This is a genomic window from Enterococcus sp. DIV1420a, assembly GCF_051712165.1.
Classification (GTDB): Bacteria; Bacillota; Bacilli; order Lactobacillales; family Enterococcaceae; genus Enterococcus; species Enterococcus faecalis.
Map to the genome: position 1 here is coordinate 428,818 of NZ_JBIOOI010000001.1, position 21,124 is coordinate 449,941.

Here is a 21,124-nt window from a genome sequence, read left to right on the forward strand (position 1 = left end):
TACTAGATTTTGTGTAAAATAATTGCAGCAGAAGAATAATAACTCGTCAACAGTTCATTGCCAAACTTGGTTCAACTGCGTAACCGCGGCTGCAAAGGCGAAGGTTGAAGAATGAACTGAACGAATATGAATTTTTCATCTAATTATTTTACTCCAAAAAAACATTTATTTATTGGAGGAATTTTTAATGTCTCGTTATACTGGACCATCATGGAAAGTATCTCGTCGTCTAGGTATCTCTTTATCAGGTACTGGTAAAGAACTAGCTCGTCGCCCTTACAAACCAGGACAACACGGACCTAACAGCCGTGGTAAAGTTTCTGAATACGGAATGCAATTAACTGAAAAACAAAAATTACGTCATATGTATGGCATGAACGAACGTCAATTCCGTACGTTGTTCATTAAAGCAAGCAAAATCAAAGAAGGTAAACACGGTGTTAACTTCATGGTTTTACTAGAACAACGCTTAGATAACGTTGTTTACCGTTTAGGTCTTGCAACTACTCGTCGTCAAGCACGTCAATTAGTTAACCATGGCCACATCACTGTAGACGGCAAACGTGTTGATATTCCATCATACCACGTTGAAGTTGGTCAAGTGATCGGTGTTCGTGAAAAATCTCAAAACATCTCAACAATTAAAGAAGCGGTTGAAGCAACTGTTGGACGTCCAGCATTCGTAAGCTTTGACACTGAAAAATTAGAAGGTAGCTTCACTCGTTTACCAGAACGTGATGAACTTTACCCAGAAATCGACGAAGCACTTGTCGTTGAATACTACAACCAAAAACTTTAAGATTTCAAAAGGTCGAACTACGTTTCTTACCTTTTTTCAAAACCTTGCCTTTCTTGGCAAGGTTTTTTTCTTTGCCCTCTTTACAAAATGGTTCACTTCCGCTAAACTATTGTTAACCAAATAAAAATAATTGGTTAACAATAGAAAGTGAGGCTTCTTATGAATAAAGCATCGTTACGCTCTTTAATTTTAGCAGCAGAATTCGCTGTGATTATTGCTGTACTTTCACAATTTACAATTCCATTGGGGATTGTCCCACTAACCGGACAAACATTTGCCATCGGCTTAACCGCTACCGTTTTGGGCAAGCGAACGGGGACCTACGCTATTTTAATTTACTTCTTATTAGGATTAATTGGTTTACCCGTTTACGCTGGGATGTCTAGTGGGTTCGGTGTACTCTTTGGACCAACTGGCGGCTATTTAATCGGATTTATCTTTAACGGCTTATTAACTGGTTATATTTTAGAAAAAACAACCTTTAACTATACTTGGGCCATTATCGCAAATATTGCCGGTGCCTTAGTTACCTTAGTTTTCGGCATGATTTGGTTGAAATATTCCGCAAATCTGCCGTGGCCAAACGCTTTCGCTGGCGGGTTTGCTCCGTTTATTATTCCTGGTATCATCAAGGCTGTCGCAGCTGCTTATGTTGGTATTTTAATTCGCCAACGCTTTATGAAACGTTTTTTAGCACATCTTTCTTAAGGGGAAAACTTTTTTCTTTTCCTTGTCTGTAGTACACTAAAAGGACAAAGGAGTGAAGTCCATGTCCTCATTATTAAAACGATTGGTTCAGTTGGTTTTGTTAGTCGTCGCTGTCTTGCTGATTCGACACTATGTTTTCTCCCCTGCTGCAGTGAATGGCTCTTCAATGGAACCAACACTTCATAACAACGACCGTTTATGGGTGACCTCGATTAAAAAGCCTCAGCGCTTTGATATTATCGCTTTCCCTAGTCCTCGCAACGGCCAACGAGTAGCCAAACGTTTAATTGGTTTACCTGGCGAAACAGTCGAGTATCGCGATGATACCCTTTATATTAATGGTGTATCACTCAGTGAAGATTACTTAGCAAGTGCTAAACGAAATGTCTCTAAAAATGAAAATTATACCCAAGATTTTACGCTAGAGACCTTAGAAGCCACCCAATCCCTGACCGTTCCAGAAGGCATGTATTTTGTCTTGGGGGATAATCGCCCGCGCTCAGACGACAGTCGTTATTTTGGCTTTGTTAAACAAGCGAGTGTGGAAGGTGTTTTGACTTTTCGTTATTATCCATTAGATAAAATTGGCTTTCCATAAAATAGTAAACCGCCCTCAAAAAGTCTAACTTTTTGGGGGCGGTTTACTATTTTTTTAAGGTCCAGTGACTAAGTTCCACGTTACCGTTCCTTGATATTTCTCATTTATTTTCCCTTGGTTGGCAGGGACTTCTAATTTCACATTGGCAAAATCAAAATCTAATTGATAGACATCATTACCTGTAAATTGGTTATTAAGAATTACTGGTGTAGATGTGCCGTCACTCGTCAAAGTTAAGGCTTTCGTAACCCCAACTTTATTTGTTAACTCTGTGACTTGATTATAGTTTTCGATTGCTATAACATCCGCACTTCCTAATAATAAACGCGTACTAGTTGGCAAACTATCAGCTGATGCTGTTAACTGTGACAATTGTGCTGTTAACTGCCAATTAGGTTGGCTTGTCTTTATTCGTAGATATGGATTACGTGTGCCGTTGCCATAGTAATCAGCTGCTTTTTTCAGTCCGTACTGCTTAGTGCTACTGTTAATCGTAATTTTCCCAAAATCAAATGTTGGTGTACTAATGAAACCTTCTTCTACTGGTGTTGGCGTAATCGTTTGATCTTCTCCTTGAATACGTACAAAGTTACTAGCTGTCACTGCAGAAAAGTTTCCACTAGCTGTCATTTCTGCGGTTAAAAGTTGTCTTGGTTCTCCCGTAATTTTCGCTGTGTTCACTGTCACTAAGGCTTCGCCGTTCACAGGAATCTCTATATCTAAGTTAACTCCTGCTTGCCATTGTTCTGCCGTCACTGGAATAATTTTATTTGGTGTATTACCAATGCGAACAGCTAATTGTGTTGGTGGTGAAATACCTGCCGCCCATTTGGCCGTTGGAGCTAGTTTAACGTTGGTCAATGGAACTTCACTGGTATTTTTTAGTTTAACTATCCACATCATAGAAGCTTCATTTGGGATCACTTCTAGTAACCGACTAACCGTCATTTCTGCTGTTGGTTGGACTTCCTCATAGACCGCTGTCATGTCATCTTTATCGTCGTAAGTCACGGCGTAACTTGGTGTTTTAGTCGTTGTCAAGGTGCCTGGTTTGGTTTTACCTTTGTACCAGCCTTTGAACTTATAGGATTTATCTCCTGTTGTATAAGTGTCTGGTAAGGCTTTCGTACTAGCGTAAGTGAAATTATCACTGTCAATCACCGTTTGTTTTCCTTGCGTGAAGCCTGTTGGCGGTGTAATTTTAGCGCCGCTTGGATCCACAAAGTTTTCAGTGACACGACGGTTTTCTAAATAATAGTAGATTGTTCCCTCTGGAGAAGCTAAGTTATAGTTTTTTCCGACTGTCCCTGAATAAATTCCCATAGCATACAACGTGTTATTCGGGTCCCATGTCCAAAAAGCTCGTCTGGTTCTAAAAAAAGTTCCAGCGTTAGTTAATTTGAAGGCTTCTACTCCGTCAGCTTGAGAAACAACCGTATATGGCGCTTCTATATTTTTCCGGATCTCTTTGGTCATAGGATACTTTGTTTTATCTCCCGTATAAGTAGCTAGCGGTGTAATCGACATTGTCTTATATTGTTTAGGAATTGTATGATTAACATACCTTGCACCGTATGTCTTAAGCTTATCTATCGGGAAATCATATGACTTGCCAGGAATCGATAATTTTTTTAATTTACTCATCACTTCATCAGTTCCTTGAATTTTCCCTAATACTGTTGATTCAGTTTCGTCACTTTCACCTAATTCGGCTTCTACAGAAAAGCCTGCTGTATTCAATAGGTTACCTGCCTCATCAACATAACCAAAGTAAACATCTTTGGCTGGTAAATTATACGTTTTCATCACGACTTCTTCATAGACTACCGTCAAATCATCATCATCATTATAAGTGACTGGATAACTGGGAGCTTTGGTCGTCGTCAAGGTGTCTGGTTTGTTTTTACCTTTGTACCAGCCTTTGAACTGATAGGTTTTCGTGCCGACTTTATAGGTATCTGGCAAATCTCCGCTTTGCTTAAAGGTGTACGAATCACTAGTAATTACTGTTTTTTTCCCTTGGGCGAAACCTGACGGTGCGGTGATTTTAGTACCATTGGTATCTACGAAGTTTTCCGTAACACGACGATTTTCTAGGTAAAGATACATACGTGCATTTTCATCTAGTGTATAGACACTCGGTTCTACTCCTTTACCAGTAATAGTCGCACTTAATAGTGTTGCAAGTCTAACATTTGTAGGCATTGATGACCAGTATATACCGCTCATCGTAAACTTTTGTGGATCTGTTGTCGGGTCAAGACCAATTCGCCATCCAGTTGTATCGATGTCACTTTTGACACCACTTCTTAAACTAAGACGATACGTTTCTGGAATAGAGTAGGCTGTACCTGTATAATTTGGGCCAGGTTGATACGTTACGGTTTTATACATTTTGGGCAACGTAAAGGTTGCATTGCGAACTCCATATTGCAACGGCGTAGGTCTTTCTGTATCGAAAACCCGACCTGGTATAGTGATTTCTTTTACTGCGCTATTATTGTTAGTCGGGACTGGGCCAATTGGCGTCACTTTGCCATCCGCAACCTCAACTAATTCTCCAGTAAAGCCATAACGATCAGCAAATGTCAGCCCCCCTGTTTCATTGATAAATAGGACACGATACATGCGATCAGGCAAAGCCACTGGATTCTGAATCGCCTTATTCATCACCTGAACAGATGACATTCCTTTTCCTTCTTGAATCGCCTCATACACCACCGTCAAATCGTCATTCCCATCATAGGTCACCGCATAGCTTGGCGCTTTGGTCGTGGTCAAGGTATTTGGCTTGGTTTTGCCTTTGTACCAGCCTTTGAATTTGTAGGTTTTGCCGTCTGCTTGATAGGTGTCCGGCAAAGTACTAGCTTGTTTGAAGGTGAAGTCATTGCTGGTCATTGGTGTTTTCTTGTTTTGGGTAAAACCTGTTGGCGGCGTGATAGCTACGCCGTTAGCATCTACGAACTTCTCGGTGACTTGTTTCCGAGTGACTACGTAATTAAGTGTTTCTCGGTACGTTGCAGTGCCATCAAATCCGTATAATACTGGTTCTACTGGAGTGCCAATGGGGGCGACACTCAGGATTCTTAAAAATTCATTACCATCCGTGTTTAGAGAGAAAACATTTTCACTGCTTTTAGAAAACACGCTATCTCTTGTGCGTAATACAAAAGGAGTCATATGATTTCCAAACTGCGGTAACTCAGTTGTTTGTTGTGCACTATATCTGGTCATCCTCAGTGTAGAATCGGGCACAGCAACAATACTGTCGACATACTTTAGCGTGTTATCAATCTTTAATTGTTCAACCGCGTATATATTCATCCTATAATTTGCTGGTAAATCTGTAAAAAAATCGTATGGTAAAGGAACCGTTGCATTGACAGCTACTCGATATTGACCGCCTTCTGCATTAGAAGAAGTAATTGGATAATTAACCGCATACGATCGCCATAAACTAGTTGCGTTTTCATATCCAAATTTAGTATACGTCCCTGATAACGTTAAGTTTTCATCAGTAAAAGCTTGCCCTGATTCATTAGTGAAAGCCAAGGTTATTCTCGGATAAATCACTTGATTATTCGGCACCCAACGTGGCGAAATACTCTTTTGTCGGTCATTTTCACTACTATTTTCTGCAGGTTGTTCTGTTGTGTTTGTTTTTATCTCTGGTGTTTCCAGTGGCGCTTTTGTCTCTGCTTGTTTCGCTGTTTCCTGTGTTACTTCTTCCTGACTCGTTTCAGTCGTTTTTTGACTGCTTTCCGTACTTTCTTGCCTTGCGCTACTTGCTGGTGTTGCTTCCTTAATACTATTTGCCACTGTCGGGCTACTTTCACTCATGACTGTTTCCGCAATGGCTGTTACGCCAGAAAAGGCGTTAATCACTAAAGAACTACACAAGCCAATGGTTGCTAAGCGTTGCCAGTTAATTCTCTTCATGTCGTCCCTTCTTTCTATGTACCATTCCCGCCAAGCCGATGAAGGCTAAGCTGAGAATGCTAAGATTTGCTTGCCCCTTATCCCTTCGTACAGGGCGCAAGGGTCAGTCGTGATAGCTTGTGCTGAACCACCTCTTAGGTGAGTTCCTTGTTGGAAGTAACTTTTGCCATTTTTGATTCATGCTATTCTCCTTTTTTATGTATTGATTTATTGTTCATTGGTATATGTACAGCTTTTAATTTTCTCCATTATTCTATCAAAAAAAAGGTGGCCCTGAAATTTTAAATTTTGCTACAGCTAAGCTACTTTTCTGATGATTCCTATTATACCAAGGCGGAAGAGCACTTTTTCACTGGAAAAACACTCGAAAATTAAGAGAATCTGCCATTTTGCTACTGATTTTCAGCCAAATTCCTTAATTTACATAAACAAAAGCTCAAAATGTTAGTGTTTGATACTAACATTTTGAGCTTTCCTCATGATAACTTAACTATTTTAAGGACCTGTAACTAAGTTCCACGTAACTGCGGCTTGGTATTGTTGCCCTTTGACTCCTTGGTTGGCTGGCACTTCAAGTTTGACATTGTTGAAGGTGAAGTCCAACTGATAAATATTACTCCCAGTGAATTGCTGGTTGGCAATAATCCTAGTGGCCGTGTTGTTGGCATTCAAGCTAATGGCACTCGTAGTACCGACCGCATTTTTCAACTCGGTAGGTTGGTTGTAATTTGAGAAACTCGAAACAGGAGCCGCCCCTAATAATAAGCGGGTCGCTGTCGGCAAGCTGTCTGTCGCTGATTTTGGTTGTGACAGCTGCGCCGTTAGGCTCCAATTCGGTTGGGTTTTCTTGATCCGCAGATAGGGATTGCGTGTGCCGTTGCCATAATAATCAGCGGCTTTTTTCAAGCTGTGCTGTTGCGTGCTTCCCGCTACCCCAACCTGACCAAAATTGAACGTTGGAACACTGATGAAGCCTTCAGCCGTTGGTGTCACAATTGCTTGATCATTGTCTTTCACACGTACGGTGGCCGAAGCAGACACGCCACTGTAATTCCCACTGGTGGTAATCCCAGCGCGCAAGACTTGCCCCGCTGTCCCCGTTGCTTTCGTAGTGAACTGAACCGTGGCAGATTTTCCTACGGGAATGTCAGTGCCTAAGCTAACACCATTGGTCCACGTAGTCGCTGTGACGGGAACTGTTTTCGCGGTTCCGCCAGCTGGCGTGACAATCATGGCGGTTGGTGCTGCTAAGCCAGTTGTCCAAGCGGTTGATTTCTTGATGGTCGCCGTGGTTAGTGGCGCTTGGCTTGTATTGGTAATTGTGGCACGCCAGGTGACATTGCCGCCGCTAGTCACGGTTTCAGCGGTAGTGCGAGTTAAAGCGACACTTGCTTTCGGTACTTCTTCCTTATACATCGCCGTCATGTCGTCATTGCCATCAAAGGTTGTATTGTATGTTGGCGTAGTGCTTGTTGTTAAAGTATTAGGCTTCGTTTTACCTTTGTACCAGCCTTGGAAAGTATAGGTCTTGCCACCTGCGGTATAAGTTGCTGGCAAGGTTTTTGCGGCTGTGTACTTGAAGGTGTTGCTCGTCATGGGAATCTGGTTCCCTTGTGTAAAGCCTGTTGGTGCGGTGATTTTGGCACCGTTGGCATCAACAAAGTTTTCGGTGACTTGTTTACGGGTGACTTTGTAGTTTACGGTTTGCTTGTAGTCTGGAGTACCATCAAACCCGAATAATCTTGAAAAACTGCCACTTTCTGCTAACAATAACATTTTGGGAACTATATGCGAAAACGTTCCATTTCCCCAAATTGATTTTATCGCAAAAGTGTTATCTGTTTGCTTAACAAATGTTTTATCAATAGGATTTAATTCTGTCTGAGAAGTATTGTTTGGTTTGCCCCCAATGTCCGAAACTCCAGTATAATCGTACATTGTAGTGTGCGTGTCAGTAGTTTCTATCTTGTCAACATATTTCATTTGATTGGTAATATCCAAGTTATTTAATGCGTACCCTCTATTAGCAATGTCAGCAGGCATGGCTGTCCAATAATTATTTGGTACTGCAAGACTACTCGTTGTTTCAATCTTATACTTATTTGTCACTGTTGTATCGCGCTTACCTACCATTGGGTAAAAGGCGCCCTTCGTTTCAAAAACAGTAGTGCCTGTCTTTCTGAGAAACTCAGTATAATTTCCAGAAAGAGTTAGCGGATTAGTAAAAGCTTTGCCTTGTTCATCAACAAATTGCGCATAGAACCCTGGATAAATAGCTGTTACTTCTTCATACACCACATTCAAATCATCATTATCATTATAGGTTACCCCATAACTTGGTGCTTTCGTCGTGGTTAAAAGCTCGGTTTTGGTTTTCCCTTTGTACCAGCCTTTGAACTTGTAGGTCTTACCCCCTGTTGTGTAGGTATCAGGTAAGGTACCTGCTTGTTTGAAGGTGTATGGGTCACTGGTAATCGCTGTTTGTTTTCCTTGGGTGAAACCTGTTGGTGGTGTAATTTTGGCACCGCTTGTGTCTACGAAGTTTTCGGTGACTTTGCGGTTGGTTAAATAGTAGTAGACAGGTTTATCTATTACATAATAGACGGCTGTATTTGATATCAGATCGGGATTATAGACAATCTCTCGCAAGTAAGCAGGCACCTGAACATCGATTGGTGCTGCTGGAATCGGTTTGTTAAAAACAAACGATTGGTTCCCTCTTTTCTTTAGTTCAAACCAGCTAGAAAGATTTTTGTTTAAGCCTTCAACAGATGGTTCTGAACTATTATTATTTTGGATATTTGGAAACGGGTAGCCTGCATCAAAAGTACCACTCTTGTTATAAACACTCATTTTTTCATAGTATCTTGGCGGTGTAAAGGTTAAATTAGCCGCACTATATTGTGAACTTCGCCCACTCATTATTTCAAGAGATTGCGCAGGATAAGCAATTTCCTTCAAGTTGTTTTTAGTTGGTGCAACTTGACCTTTTTCAAGACTGACTGTTTTCCAGTCATTGACATTATTTGTTAACAACTCCCCACGCCATTTGTCATAAGTCAACCCAATTGTCGAAGCATCTACTCGTTTGCCAGACTCGTCCACGAACCCGAATTGATAGGTCAGCGCTGGGAAATCAAAAGCTTCAATCTCCTCATACACCACCGTCAAATCATCATCATTGTTATAAGTCACCGCATAGCTTGGTGCTTTGGTGGTGGTCAAGGTGTTTGGCTTGGTTTTGCCTTTGTACCAACCTTTGAACTTATAGGTTTTGCCGTCTGCTTGATAGGTATCTGGCAAGGTGCCACTTTGTTTAAAAGTGTACGCTTCACTATTAATAACCGTTCGCTTTCCTTGTGTGAATCCTGATGGTGGTGTAATTTTTTGTCCGTTACTATTAACAAAATTCTCATAAAGCTTTTTGTAATAAATATAATAATTAATAGTAGCACCAGAATTCCCTTTATTGAACTGTCCTGTTGTTCCTACAAGATTGTCACTAAACATAATATTGGTGCTTACTCCGCTATTAGAACTACGATTCGTTATACGCCATGTCTTACCAGTCGCTTTAGTAAAGTTATATGTTGAAATATCATAGTTACTTCTCGTATAAGTTGTTGATGTGTACGCTCTGGAAGTCATCACACCTGTTCGGCTGTCTGGAAGTGTTGCTTTAGGTGGTGCTAACACAATTTTATCAATTCTATTGGTGGTAGCTGTAGCAAAATTAATCGCAATATCGTTACTAAAGAAAAACCACGAACCCCCGTTACTAGTACCTATATTTTTTAGTCCTGTATCAAACCTATAAAGCCCACTACCAGCATTTGTCATAGTTAAAGGATATCTTAACAGCGTCCCTTCTACTCTCGAATTGGTTGATTTAAATAATACTGGGTTTATGGAAAGACTCATTTGTTCCTTACTAGCCACTCCATCCTCATCGTAAAATTTTAAATTCCCTTTCAAACCTAAGTTACCAGAAAATCTATCCACATACGTCATTTCATTTCGTCTATTCACTGCGCCAAATCCATTAAATCGAATCGTGGAATCGATATATTTTTTTTCGTTGTGTGTACCCGAAGTAATTCTTGTCTGAAAATACAATGTTTTGATATACCCAGTATTTCCAGAAGTTCGCCCGTGTAGACGATTGATAAATGCAGTGACCGTCCTAGTCGACTCTGTCCAAACAAAATATTCGCCACCACTATTGGCATTATGAGAGCCTTCTCCTATAACTACATTTTGTTCCTCGGGGCCAACTTTGATAATAACTGACGTTGGTCTAGTCATTCCAGCTGCCAATTTTGATTCAATTCGAATCGGACCAACAATATCTGAATTTGTATCATCTGTTGTAATATTTTCCAGTTTCATTCGATAATCAACTACATCGTTAAGACGAACCGTGGTTCTATTCGTGGTTCCTGTAGCTGCCCAGACAAATGCTCTAGGCATAATTTTCGCTTGAATACCAGATGGTTCCAGCAGATTTTCTTCTTGAGCTATTTCCGTTGTATCTTCTTGTTCCACTGTTTCCTGTGTCACTTCTTCCCGACTCGTTTCAGTCGTTTCTTGACTGCTTTCCGTACTTTCTGGCGTTGCGCTACTTGCTGATGTTGCTTCCTTAGCGCTACTTGCTACTGTCGGACTACTTTCAATCGTGATTGTTTCCGCAACTGCGGTCGCGCCAGAAAAGGCGTTAATCACTAAAGAACTACACAAGCCAATGGTTGCTAATCGTTGCCACTTAGTTTGCTTCATGTCGTCCCTTCTTTCTCTGGACCATTCCGACAAGACCAATCAGGACAAGACCAAGAATGCTAAGATTTGCCTGACTCTTGCTCCCTGTACGAGGGAGCTGCGAGCCAGTTGTGGTGGTCTGTGTCGAACCACCACTTCGTTGATCTCCTTGCAGAGGACCAGCTGGTTCCTTGGGATCCGCAGCTGGCTCATCTGTTTTCGGTGGGGCATCTTTAGGAGCGGGTGTTGCCGGATTTTGGTAAAATTCAATTCCCACCGAACTAGAACCACCCTCAGATGCTTCAACATTTATAAAAAAACTAGGGGAAAATAGTAAACACGCAATTATTAAATAACGCTTTTTTTTCATTTAAAAACCTCCTTTTAACTCATTCACATTCTTCTATATAAAGAATGCGTAAACAACCTTTTTCATACCTTTATAATAGCAAAGAACTCTTTGTTCAAAACATCATTTTTTTTCATTTGACAACATCTATTCGCGAAAATCCCTTATTAAGCAAGGGTTGCTACTCTTGTTATTTAAGCAAAAAAGGCTATCAAAACGTACTTTTCCATAGAAATCAGCCAGTCATCCCTTAATTTTTTTCAAAAAAACTAAAGAAAAGCTCACAATGTTAGTAATTAAAACTAACATTGTGAGCTTTTCTCATTTTTGACGATTGGATAATTCGATAAAATAACACTAAAACACAAAATAACTGTCTGTTTCTCTTATTGGGCAACAGCTAATTGATACAATGGCAGGAGTTGTTGATAGGTTGCCAACATATAAGCGCGTGCTTTTTCAGGGGGTTGCCACAAGACACTATCTTTGGGAATGATGCGCCCAATTTCAAACTCACCTTTTTTTACATCTCTAAAACGAGTTAAGGCTTTTTCTAAATCCGTTTCCATCAGCGGAGTAATTTGAGGAACCGTGTGATCCAAGGAAACATACGTATCTTCTGGTAATGCTTGGAATAATTGCTGATTCTCTAAAAAGGCTTGCGCAATCTGCTTTTCATTTTTAGGATTATCAATGAATGACAACCACATAAACACATAGTCGCCCCAAATGCCTAATTGAAAATGCGGCTGCATTTTATACCCGCGCTTATTCGGACTAAGTGCTGACCAAGTATTTTCTGGTGGATACACGGTGCGACGGCGATGTTGCGCAATATGGACAAACAACTCCGTTCCTAGTTCAGGCGCTAGTTGTTCGGCAAAATACGTGTCTAATTCTTGAAAAATAGGTTGAATTTGCGCACGGATAACCGCCATTCGTTCATCTAATCCAGCAACTTCAAAGGCTGCGAATTCTTTTTCTGTAAACATCAACATTTCTCTAATTCCTCTCTTAACTTGTCTTCCGCTTCTATTTTTGTCGATTTTGCCATGTTTCCAGTGTCATCCCACGATAAACATCTGTGACAATTTTCCCTTTATTAATTCGAGCATTGGGTAGTGTTCCTTCGTAGGTAAAACCAATTTTCTCCATGACACGACCAGAAGCTGGATTGTCTTGATCATGTAAAGCAAAGATTCTCATGAGTTTCATTTTTGCAAAACCCAGTTCAACTAACGCCGTCGCGGCTTCAGGCATGTAGCCATTGCCCCAAAAGGCACGGTTCAAGACATAGCCTAATTCTCCAATATTATTGGTTTCATTGACCCGCAAATCAATCGTGCCAATCATTTTGCCCGTTTCTTTCACTTCAATCCCATATTTTCCTAAAGGTTCCCCCATAAAAAATTTAGCAATGTTTTGTCTTGTTTCAGCGATTGTTTGATTTTTCAAAAACACATAGCGGACCGTTTCCTCATCTGAAGCATATTCGTACATATCTTCTGCATCGGCTAATGTGACGGGCCTTAAAATCAAGCGTTCGGTTTCGATTCGTTGGTTTTCTGCAAAAATCAATGGATAATTCATGAGCAAAACTCCCTACTTTTCTACATACTTTACCGAAAAACAGCGAAACACGCAAGGAAAATCGGCATTTCCCTTGCGTGTTTCTTTAATTAGCGTTTAAGCGAATGATGGCAATGATCGTCTGAACAGCTTTGGCCATTGATTCAACGGTAATGAATTCATATTGCCCATGAAAATTCTCGCCACCTGTAAATAGATTAGGCGTGGGAATGCCCATGAAAGAAATCTTAGAACCATCTGTACCGCCACGAAATGGTGTGATGATTGGTTCAATGTCACAACTTTCCATTGCTTGGACGGCCAATTCTACAGGAGTCCAATCTTTTTCGATGATTTCCTTCATATTATAGTATTGGTCTTGGAAAGTAATTGTTAGTCTGGGTTTATCCGCCAGCGCATTTAAACGTTGGACTTGTTTTTCCAAAAATTGCTTTCTCGCTTGAAAGTTTTCTTGATCATGATCCCGAATGATATAGACAAGTTCTGCTTTTTCAATACTTCCTGTAAATTTATTGAGTAAATAAAATCCTTCATTTCCACGTGTTTGTTCTGGCACTTCCTTTTGCGGTAGTGATTGATCAAGTTGTTCGCCTAATTTAATGGCATTTACTAACGAACCATAGGCCGTTCCCGGATGGACACTGGTTCCCTCAATTGTTATCACAGCTTGAGCAGCGTTAAACGTTTCATACTCGAAATGCCCCACGCGGCCACTGTCGATTGTATACGCAAAAGCGACTGGGAAGTTCGGCGCATCAAATTGATCGACCCCGCGTCCAATTTCTTCATCTGGACCGAAGGCGAGCCAAACATCGCCCCGCGCTACTTCTGGATGTGCCAAAAAATACTCAACAGCAGCTAAAATCTCGACAATTCCCGCTTTGTCATCTGCTCCTAAAAGTGTGGTTCCGTCTGTAGTAATCAACGTTTCCCCTTGATACTCTTTTAAATTGGGAAATTCAGCAACCGATAAAACGATGCCTTGTTCTTGATTCAAGAGGACATCTTGGCCATCATAATTAGTGATGACTTGGGGACGAATATTTTCTGCTGAAAAATCCGCCGTATCCAGATGTGCAATCAACCCAATACTCTTCGCTGCAGGTTGGTTACCAGGCAACCGTGCCGTTAAAAAGCCGTTTTGTTCGTTATAATGCACATCGGCCAAGCCTAATTCATGAAGTTCTGTTTCAATCATTTTGGCTAAAACCACTTGACCGACCGTCGTCGGTGTGGTTTGACTGTTGGCATCTGAACGGGTGTTAACTTTCACGTAAGTTAAAAATCGTTCGACTAATTTTTCCATTTTTTACTCCTTCTTCCTGAATCATTCTGTTAAATAAGCATTGCGCAAGTGGAAATAGTCCCCATACAAGTGATAACTAATGCCTTTCAATTTAGGATTGATTAGATAATTTGAGGCACTTTGATACAGCGGTACTTGGGCAGCATCTTGGTTCAACAAGATGTCTTCCGCTTCTTTGTATTCTGCAAATTGTTTCTCTGGATTATTGGCATTAATCGTTCGCGCATCTTCTACCAGTTGGTCGTATTTGGCATTATGATAATTGCCATAATTGTAACTTGATTCTCCCGCATATAAGTTAAAGTAAGAGTCTAATTCACTACTGCCGGCAATCCATCCTGAAAGGGACAACTCATAATTTTTTTCACGTCGCGATTGATTCACATTATTACTTGGTTGCGATGAAATGGTAATTTCTAAACCTGGCAGATTTTCTTGCAACTGACTTTGAACATATTCAGCAATTCGTTTTCCTTGATCTGTATCTGCCGCCAGCAAGGAAAGTTTCACTTTTTTACCGACATCCGCTTGGGCTTTCGTCCATTCAGCTTGAGCTTTTTTGACGTCATTTTTCAAATATTCGCCACTGTAAGCTCGGAAATCTTCATCTGTTTCTGGGTTCGCATAAAGTTTACTTGGAATCAATCCGTTGAGGGGTTTTGACCCATCGTTTAAGACACTTTGTGTTAAGGCTTCTTTATCAATTGCTTGGCCAATCGCTTTTCGTAAATGAACATTCGCTAATGGCGTTCCTTCTTTTTTGTTGAAATCTAAGAAGTAGTTGGCCACATCTGGATGACTGACATAGCCTGGATCATCTTGATATTGTTGAACATATTGTCCATTAATGCGAACTAAGTCTAGTTCATTCGCTTGATATAAATTAATCCCAGTATTATCTTCTTTGATTGTGCTAACCGCAACTTCTTCCAGTTTCACTTGATCCGCATCATAGTATTCTGGATTTTTTTTCAATGTCCAAGTATCTGAAGTCGCATCCCAATTGGCTAGCGTAAATGGCCCGCTATAAAGTAAATGTTCACTATCCAAGGCGTAATCTTTGCCTTGCGCTTCGACAAATTTTTGACTTTGTGGCGCTAACCAAGCAATCGAAACGACTGCTAAGAAGGAAGGTTGGGCCTGTTTTAATTCAACAATGAATTCTTTGTCATTAGGGGCTGAAATCCCTAATTCATCGACTGACTTTTCACCGTTGCGTATTTCAAAACTATTTTTAACACTGTCTAGTAAATAGGCATTCGGTCCAATCGTCGCTGGTGTCACCAGTTTTTTCCAAGAATAAACAAAATCTTGGGCCGTGATTGGCTCGCCGTTGCTCCACTTAATCCCCTCCCGCAAGGTAAAGTGGTACTTGCGTCCATCGTCACTAATCTTGACATCTTTAGCTAGAGCTGGCACCGTGGCACTATCATCATCAAACCGATAAAGGCCTTCAAATAAATGTTGTGCCATTGTAAAGGTATTTTTATCTGTTGTTTGTGTTGTATCCAATGTTGAGATTGGTGCAGGTGAACTAATACTGATTTTTTGTTCAGCTGCTAAATTTCCCGAATCTACTTTCTCTGCCGCTTCTTTGGTTCCGCCACATGCGGCTAAAAGAAACCCTGTTGCAATCAAACCTACTACTTTTTTCCCCAATTTCATGTTGTTGCCCCCTCATATTTTTTAAACAAATAAAAAAAGCATTCGTCCTAAAAAGGACGAATGCTTATGCAATCGCGGTACCACCTTTGTTGATCTCTTCGCTAAAAAAGATCCGCTCGTTTCCAGTACAATCATACTGTAGCGCTATAACAGGCGCACCTGAATTGGTTTAAGCAAACGGCTTCAACCAACCTGTTCAAAGGCCATTTTCCCCTTTAACGTCACTACCTCTTCTCACCAAACGAGGCTCTCTGCAAGCTATTTTAAAAAGTACTTTCCTTCTCATCACATTTTGTTCTTTTATTTGTTTCATCAATCATACTGATTTACGGATAGTTTAGCAAACATTTTCGAGGCCGTCAACCACATTTTTAATTTAAAACTTTTTTGTTTTTCATTAAAAAAAGAAAAGAGGTTTCAATCCCTCTTTTCTAAAACAATTTTACTCTAATCCTTTTTTAACATCTTCTATCATCAAATGCATTGATTCTAATCCACCACCGCTTAGATACCAAACATCTGGTTGAAGCATAATGACTTTATCATTTTTACCAGCATCGGTTTTTTGAATCAATTCGTTTGCAGCGACGTTATCTTTTGAATCGTCGCCACCAATTGCTTTGGTGCGATCTACCACAAAGAGAATCCCAGGATTTTTTTCTAAAACATATTCGTAAGAAACACTTTGCCCATGAGTGGAAGCTTCAATCTTATCGTCTGCTGCTTTGAAGCCAAATGTATCATGAATTAAACCGAAACGAGAGCCTTTTCCGTAAGCGGAAAGTTGTCCTTCGTTAACTAACACAACAAGCGCATTATTCGCGCTAGCTTCTGCTTGTTTTTTCACGTCAGCAATTTCTTTTTCTAAGCCAGTTATTTTTTCTTTAGCTACCTCTTCTTTATCAAAAATAGTGCCTAACGTTTCGATATTTTGTTTCGTTGATGCCCAAGGATTTTTGGCATCTACAGCTAAGTAAATGGTTGGCGCAATGGCTTTTAATTGTTCTTGATAATCTTGTTGACGACCAGAAATAATAATTAAGTCTGGTTTTAGTTGATTGATTTTTTCTAAATCTGGTTCTTTAATGCCGCCTGCTGATTCAACTTTTTGGTATTTTTCCAAATACGCAGGGATATTTTTAGTTGGCGCACCTACCACGCGGTCACCGACACCTAGTGCATCCATTGTATCCAAGGAACCATTATCAAAAACAACGACTTTCTTAGGATTTTTGGGAACGGTTAATTGACCATTGGTGTCTTTGACTGTGACTTCCGTTTTAGCTGTTGTTTCTGTTGTTGCAGAATCTGCTGTTTTTTTATTTGTTTGACAAGCACTTAACATTAACAGTCCCATCATTGAAACTGCCATCATTGCTAAAAATTTCTTTTTCATTCTTTTCCTCCAAAAACGTTATTTTTAAATTGCCCGATTTAGTGATAAAGACAAAAGCGTTTTCCTTCAATTTCACAAATCCGGATATTCATTTCATAAAGATCATTTAAAATACTTGTTTGAATAACTTCTTCTGTTGCGCCATGCGCATAGAGCTTTCCGCCTTTCATGGCGACAATTTCATCTGCATAGCTTGCGGCAAAATTAATATCATGTAGAACAATCAGAATCGTTTTTCCTAGTTCATCCACTAAGCGTTTAAGAATCTGCATCATTTGAACCGCATAATTCATGTCGAGGTTATTTAAGGGCTCATCCAATAAAATATAATCGGTATCTTGGGCTAAAATCATGGCAATATACGCCCGTTGTAATTGGCCCCCAGAAAGGGTATCAATGTATTCTTCCGCCATTTCAGTTAAGCCCAATTGTTCCAGTGCTTCTGTTACTTTTTCGTGGTCAGCGCTTTTTAAGCGACCTTTGGAATAAGGAAAACGACCAAAATTGACCAGTTCTCGCACAGTTAATTTAAGTTGTACACCGTTGGCTTGTTTTAAAAGGGCAATTTTTTGTGAAAAAGCCGATTGCTTCCAGGTTTTTACTTCTTGCTTGTCCAGATAAATTTCCCCGGTATCTTTGGGAATTAAGCGACTCATCATGGCTAGCAGCGTGCTTTTCCCAGCGCCATTTGGTCCAATAAAGGCCGTTAATTTGCCTTCAGAAATAGGTAAATCAATGTCTGAAACGACAAATTTATCGCCATATTTTTTTGATACATCACTCATCTGGATCATGTGCGTTGCTTCCTTTCTGCAATAATTTTCCATATAAAATAAACGCCCCCAACAAATTGAATCACCACACTTAGCGGGGTATTCAAATGAAAGACCTGTTCAACCATCAATTGACCGAACACCAGTAAAAAGACTGCTATTAAACTCCCTGCCACAAACAGTTCTCGGTGGCGATAGGTTTTCATGAATTGATAACTCATATTGGCCACGATAAAACCTAAAAATGTAATCGGTCCCACTAATGCTGTTGATAAGCCGACCAGACTACTGATCAAACACAACAACACTAATTGAAACTGATTCACAGCAATCCCCAAATTCTGGGCTTGATGGTTCCCTAAATGTAAAACGTCTAAACGGTAACTTTCCCGCCAAAGTATCCCACAAATTATGAGTACCGCCACACCAACGAAAACGAGATACTGACTATTGACGTTACCGAAACTGGCAAACAACTTTCCTTGGAGTAAGTCGTATTCGTTAGGATCCATAATCACTTGTAAAAACGTACTAATACTACTGAAAAAAGTACCTAAAATCATGCCAATCATCAATAATAAAAATAAATCGGATTGATTTTTGCGTAATAGAAAATACGATAAACTAGTACTTAAAAACACCATTAAAAAGACGTTCATCAAAAACGACCCAAGACTTACTTGGCCTAACGCTTGTGCGCCTCCTAAAAGAAAAAATAACACCGTCTGCACAAAGACATACAAGGAATCCATCCCTAAAATGTTTGGCGTTAGGAAATGATTTTGCGTGACTGTTTGAAAACTAATAGTTGAAAAAGCCGCAGCGATTCCAACAAAAATAAAAGCCAATAACTTTTTGCCTCGTAACGCCAAAGCAAAGGACCAATTGCCATACGTGTTATAAGTTAAATAACAAAGGCTCACAATTACTACGGCAGCTAAAAGCAAAAGTAATGAAAGCCATTTTTTTAAAGGCCGTTTCATTGTTTGCGCCCCCTTAGTAATAATAAAATGAACAAAATGCTCCCTAATGTTCCGACAACCACGCTGACAGGAATTTCATAGGGGGCAATCAATACTCGTGCTAAAATATCACAGATTAACAAGAACAAACTCCCGCAAATCCCAGTTAACCACAAGGTATTTTTCATATGATCGCCATAACGTAAAGACACGAGATTGGGAATCACAACCCCTAAAAACGGAATATTCCCCACCATCAATAAAACGATGGCACTTGCTAAAGCAACCAGCGTCAAACCTAAAAACTGAATTCGCTGGTAATGGACGCCAAGACTATTTGCAAATGCTTCACCCATACCAACGACAGTGAAATGATAAGCAAATAAATAAATAACAAACCACAAAGGAATCATTAAGAATAACCATTCATAATTCCCTTTCATAACTGTGGAAAAATTTCCTTGTAACCAAGCAGACATATTTTGAACCAATTGGTATTGATAGGCAAAAAATGTGGCAATTGAGCCTAGAATGTTACCAAACATCACGCCCACCAAAGGGACCATCACTTGATTCTTACTTGGTAATAATCGAATGAGCGCTAAGAATAATAAGGTCCCGCTTAGCGCAAAAATAAAAGCAATTGCCGTTCGATAGAGAAACGGAGCTGTTGGGAAAAATAACATTGCGACTAAAATACCCAACCTTGCACTATCGGTTGTTCCAGCGACACTAGGAGCGACAAATTTATTTTGTGTGAGTTGCTGCATAATCAATCCAGAAATACTCATCGTACTACCAGCAATGATTAAACTCAACGTGCGGGGAACACGGGTGGTAAATAAAACAAATTGTTGCTGCGCATCTAATTGAAACAATTGAGAAAGTGCAATGTCCTTCACCCCTATCACTAATGACAATAAGCTGAAAAGTAATAGTAGAACAAACAAACCAATCTTTTTCATGAGAAAACTCCATTTTTATTTAATTGAGAATGATTCTCATTCTTAGTTACAGTGTATGAGAAAACCATCACAAATGCAACCACTTTTTTTCCTTTATTAAAAACTTCTTCTCAAGCCGACTGACCAACGACTTATCTAAGATATGCTATAATGGAGGGAAATGTTAGGAAAGGAGTGTTACTGAATGGCGAATGATGACTTACAACAACGTCTGGATAAAGGAATGTACGGTACGCCCCTCGTTAATCCTGAAGAACAACACAAATATATGGGCACATTTCGTGAACGCTGCCGTCTCTCCATGACCGTCGCTGAAATGAAAGATGCACAGAACCAAAAACATTTATTAGAAGAATTAGCGAAGCATCCTGAAGTTACAGTACTTTTAAATGGCGAAATCTCTTCTGACCTGCAAAGTACCTATATTAAATTATTAAATCAGCATGGCGCAACCTTTAAGATTGTTAACAATTTTGTGGAGAACAACCCTGACTCTCTCGGCTTACTGTTAGCTGAAAAACATGCAGTCGATGAACCTGTGATTGACGTTACAGAAAAATATCCTCAAGCAACAGAAACGCCAAAAGAAGAGCCAACAGCTAAAAAAGGCTTTTGGCAAAAGCTATTTCACTCATAAAAAGCTCAAGGAAAGTTATGAGCGCTTCCATTTATAATAGAATTATGCTATTATGAAAATGAAAAAGAGAGGTATGCGGGTACATACCTCTCCTTTTATACCAACACCAGTTATAAGAACTGGTGGCTTACTGAGTTAAGTTTTTGTTGTTCTTTAACCGTTCAGCCGTCTAAGCTTATGAACGGTTATTTTTTATCGTTTTTCGTTGCTTCAAGGATACCGAAAATCAGTAGTGCAACAAACGCTAATCAGCTGAACAAAAGCAACACTACGCGTTGCTTCGATCTCAACAACTTCTAAGAGCTAAAGCTCTAAGAGTTGAAGGTCCTTCGGAAATAAGCCGAAATTGTTGAGAATCACGAAGAACGTAGTGATTCGATGATGAACAATACCTGCTTGGTCTCCAAAAATCAAAGATCAATTTTCGGAAATTTCTTCTTATTGCTGAGAAACACTATTTGCAAAGCAAATAGATGTTAAACAGTACCTACTTGGTTCTCGGAGCTAAACGCTTTCGCCTTAGCCTCAGAGCAAAACTAATCATCAATTCCAATGCCGCTTCGATTGACAAAAAAATGCTCCTTTCGTTAAAGTGCATCGGATACACATAGGCATCACCTGCCTCTCTAACTCAGAGCCACCGTCATACAACTTTCATTGGTAATAGTTTTAGTATAACCTA

15 protein-coding genes and 1 other annotated feature are annotated in these 21,124 nt (G+C 40.0%); of the genes, 4 read left to right on the forward strand and 11 right to left on the reverse strand.

Annotation, left to right across the window (positions count from 1 at the left end; all coding sequences use genetic code 11):
* Positions 1–187: 187 nt before the first annotated feature.
* From rpsD to lepB, 3 genes are all read left to right on the forward strand, one after another.
* Entirely contained in the window at positions 188–799 is a 612-nt protein-coding gene (gene rpsD / locus IGI80_RS02360) for a 30S ribosomal protein S4 (RefSeq protein ID WP_002365342.1), read from the forward strand.
* 159 nt (positions 800–958) lie between these two features.
* On the forward strand, positions 959–1,507 hold the full coding sequence (locus tag IGI80_RS02365; protein WP_002354975.1) for a biotin transporter BioY: 549 nt from the start codon (positions 959–961) through the stop codon (positions 1,505–1,507).
* A gap of 61 nt (positions 1,508–1,568) precedes the next feature.
* On the forward strand, positions 1,569–2,105 hold the full coding sequence (gene lepB / locus IGI80_RS02370; RefSeq protein ID WP_002385230.1) for a signal peptidase I: 537 nt from the start codon (positions 1,569–1,571) through the stop codon (positions 2,103–2,105).
* Positions 2,106–2,159: 54 nt separating this feature from the next.
* Here lepB and IGI80_RS02375 read toward each other — a convergent pair whose 3' ends face one another.
* The 11 genes from IGI80_RS02375 to IGI80_RS02425 all read right to left on the reverse strand — a co-directional run bounded on the left by IGI80_RS02375 (position 2,160) and on the right by IGI80_RS02425 (position 19,805).
* Entirely contained in the window at positions 2,160–6,044 is a 3,885-nt protein-coding gene (locus IGI80_RS02375) for a WxL domain-containing protein (RefSeq protein ID WP_438722589.1), read from the reverse strand.
* Between the two features lie 495 nt (positions 6,045–6,539).
* Positions 6,540–10,820 (reverse strand): WxL domain-containing protein, encoded by a 4,281-nt coding sequence (locus IGI80_RS02380; protein ID WP_438722590.1) that lies wholly within the window; start codon positions 10,818–10,820, stop codon positions 6,540–6,542.
* The gene (locus IGI80_RS02385; RefSeq protein ID WP_002396851.1) at positions 10,807–11,169 is read right to left on the reverse strand and encodes an LPXTG cell wall anchor domain-containing protein; all 363 of its coding nucleotides are present in this window, start codon (positions 11,167–11,169) and stop codon (positions 10,807–10,809) included. The genes IGI80_RS02380 and IGI80_RS02385 overlap by 14 nt, the downstream gene beginning before the upstream one ends.
* 365 nt (positions 11,170–11,534) lie before the next feature.
* Positions 11,535–12,146, reverse strand: coding sequence for a YktB family protein (locus IGI80_RS02390; RefSeq protein WP_438722591.1), 612 nt, complete (start codon positions 12,144–12,146; stop codon positions 11,535–11,537).
* 34 nt (positions 12,147–12,180) lie between these two features.
* Positions 12,181–12,738 (reverse strand): GNAT family N-acetyltransferase, encoded by a 558-nt coding sequence (locus tag IGI80_RS02395; protein WP_438722592.1) that lies wholly within the window; start codon positions 12,736–12,738, stop codon positions 12,181–12,183.
* 85 nt (positions 12,739–12,823) lie between these two features.
* Positions 12,824–14,044, reverse strand: a complete 1,221-nt coding sequence (gene pepT / locus IGI80_RS02400; protein ID WP_438722593.1) for a peptidase T — start codon at positions 14,042–14,044, stop codon at positions 12,824–12,826.
* Between the two features lie 21 nt (positions 14,045–14,065).
* Positions 14,066–15,709, reverse strand: coding sequence for a peptide ABC transporter substrate-binding protein (locus IGI80_RS02405; RefSeq protein ID WP_002370085.1), 1,644 nt, complete (start codon positions 15,707–15,709; stop codon positions 14,066–14,068).
* Positions 15,710–15,758: 49 nt separating this feature from the next.
* Positions 15,759–16,004: a binding site (T-box leader), on the reverse strand.
* Positions 16,005–16,151: 147 nt separating this feature from the next.
* Entirely contained in the window at positions 16,152–17,105 is a 954-nt protein-coding gene (locus tag IGI80_RS02410; protein WP_002375576.1) for a siderophore ABC transporter substrate-binding protein, read from the reverse strand.
* 38 nt (positions 17,106–17,143) lie between these two features.
* On the reverse strand, positions 17,144–17,899 hold the full coding sequence (locus IGI80_RS02415) for an iron ABC transporter ATP-binding protein (protein ID WP_002354962.1): 756 nt from the start codon (positions 17,897–17,899) through the stop codon (positions 17,144–17,146).
* Positions 17,896–18,861: an iron chelate uptake ABC transporter family permease subunit gene (locus IGI80_RS02420; RefSeq protein ID WP_002367415.1), complete on the reverse strand. Its 966-nt coding sequence runs from the start codon at positions 18,859–18,861 to the stop codon at positions 17,896–17,898. The genes IGI80_RS02415 and IGI80_RS02420 overlap by 4 nt, the downstream gene beginning before the upstream one ends.
* Positions 18,858–19,805 carry an ABC transporter permease gene (locus tag IGI80_RS02425; protein ID WP_002354960.1) on the reverse strand — a complete coding sequence of 316 codons (948 nt, stop codon included), beginning with the start codon at positions 19,803–19,805 and terminating at the stop codon, positions 18,858–18,860. Before IGI80_RS02425 ends, IGI80_RS02420 begins: the two co-directional genes overlap by 4 nt.
* Before the next feature lie 184 nt (positions 19,806–19,989).
* Between IGI80_RS02425 and IGI80_RS02430 the strand changes: the two genes are divergently transcribed.
* Positions 19,990–20,442 (forward strand): YueI family protein, encoded by a 453-nt coding sequence (locus IGI80_RS02430; protein ID WP_002359057.1) that lies wholly within the window; start codon positions 19,990–19,992, stop codon positions 20,440–20,442.
* Positions 20,443–21,124 lie beyond the last annotated feature (682 nt).

Excerpts from the sequence above, each read along its gene's own strand:
- rpsD (WP_002365342.1), top strand. The coding sequence starts at position 188 with ATGTCTCGTTATACTGGACCATCATGGAAAGTATCTCGTCGTCTAGGT.
- IGI80_RS02365 (WP_002354975.1), top strand. The coding sequence starts at position 959 with ATGAATAAAGCATCGTTACGCTCTTTAATTTTAGCAGCAGAATTCGCT.
- lepB (WP_002385230.1), top strand. The coding sequence starts at position 1,569 with ATGTCCTCATTATTAAAACGATTGGTTCAGTTGGTTTTGTTAGTCGTC.
- IGI80_RS02375 (WP_438722589.1), bottom strand. The coding sequence starts at position 6,044 with ATGAAGAGAATTAACTGGCAACGCTTAGCAACCATTGGCTTGTGTAGT.
- IGI80_RS02380 (WP_438722590.1), bottom strand. The coding sequence starts at position 10,820 with ATGAAGCAAACTAAGTGGCAACGATTAGCAACCATTGGCTTGTGTAGT.
- IGI80_RS02385 (WP_002396851.1), bottom strand. The coding sequence starts at position 11,169 with ATGAAAAAAAAGCGTTATTTAATAATTGCGTGTTTACTATTTTCCCCT.
- IGI80_RS02390 (WP_438722591.1), bottom strand. The coding sequence starts at position 12,146 with ATGTTGATGTTTACAGAAAAAGAATTCGCAGCCTTTGAAGTTGCTGGA.
- IGI80_RS02395 (WP_438722592.1), bottom strand. The coding sequence starts at position 12,738 with ATGAATTATCCATTGATTTTTGCAGAAAACCAACGAATCGAAACCGAA.
- pepT (WP_438722593.1), bottom strand. The coding sequence starts at position 14,044 with ATGGAAAAATTAGTCGAACGATTTTTAACTTACGTGAAAGTTAACACC.
- IGI80_RS02405 (WP_002370085.1), bottom strand. The coding sequence starts at position 15,709 with ATGAAATTGGGGAAAAAAGTAGTAGGTTTGATTGCAACAGGGTTTCTT.
- IGI80_RS02410 (WP_002375576.1), bottom strand. The coding sequence starts at position 17,105 with ATGAAAAAGAAATTTTTAGCAATGATGGCAGTTTCAATGATGGGACTG.
- IGI80_RS02415 (WP_002354962.1), bottom strand. The coding sequence starts at position 17,899 with ATGATCCAGATGAGTGATGTATCAAAAAAATATGGCGATAAATTTGTC.
- IGI80_RS02420 (WP_002367415.1), bottom strand. The coding sequence starts at position 18,861 with ATGAAACGGCCTTTAAAAAAATGGCTTTCATTACTTTTGCTTTTAGCT.
- IGI80_RS02425 (WP_002354960.1), bottom strand. The coding sequence starts at position 19,805 with ATGAAAAAGATTGGTTTGTTTGTTCTACTATTACTTTTCAGCTTATTG.
- IGI80_RS02430 (WP_002359057.1), top strand. The coding sequence starts at position 19,990 with ATGGCGAATGATGACTTACAACAACGTCTGGATAAAGGAATGTACGGT.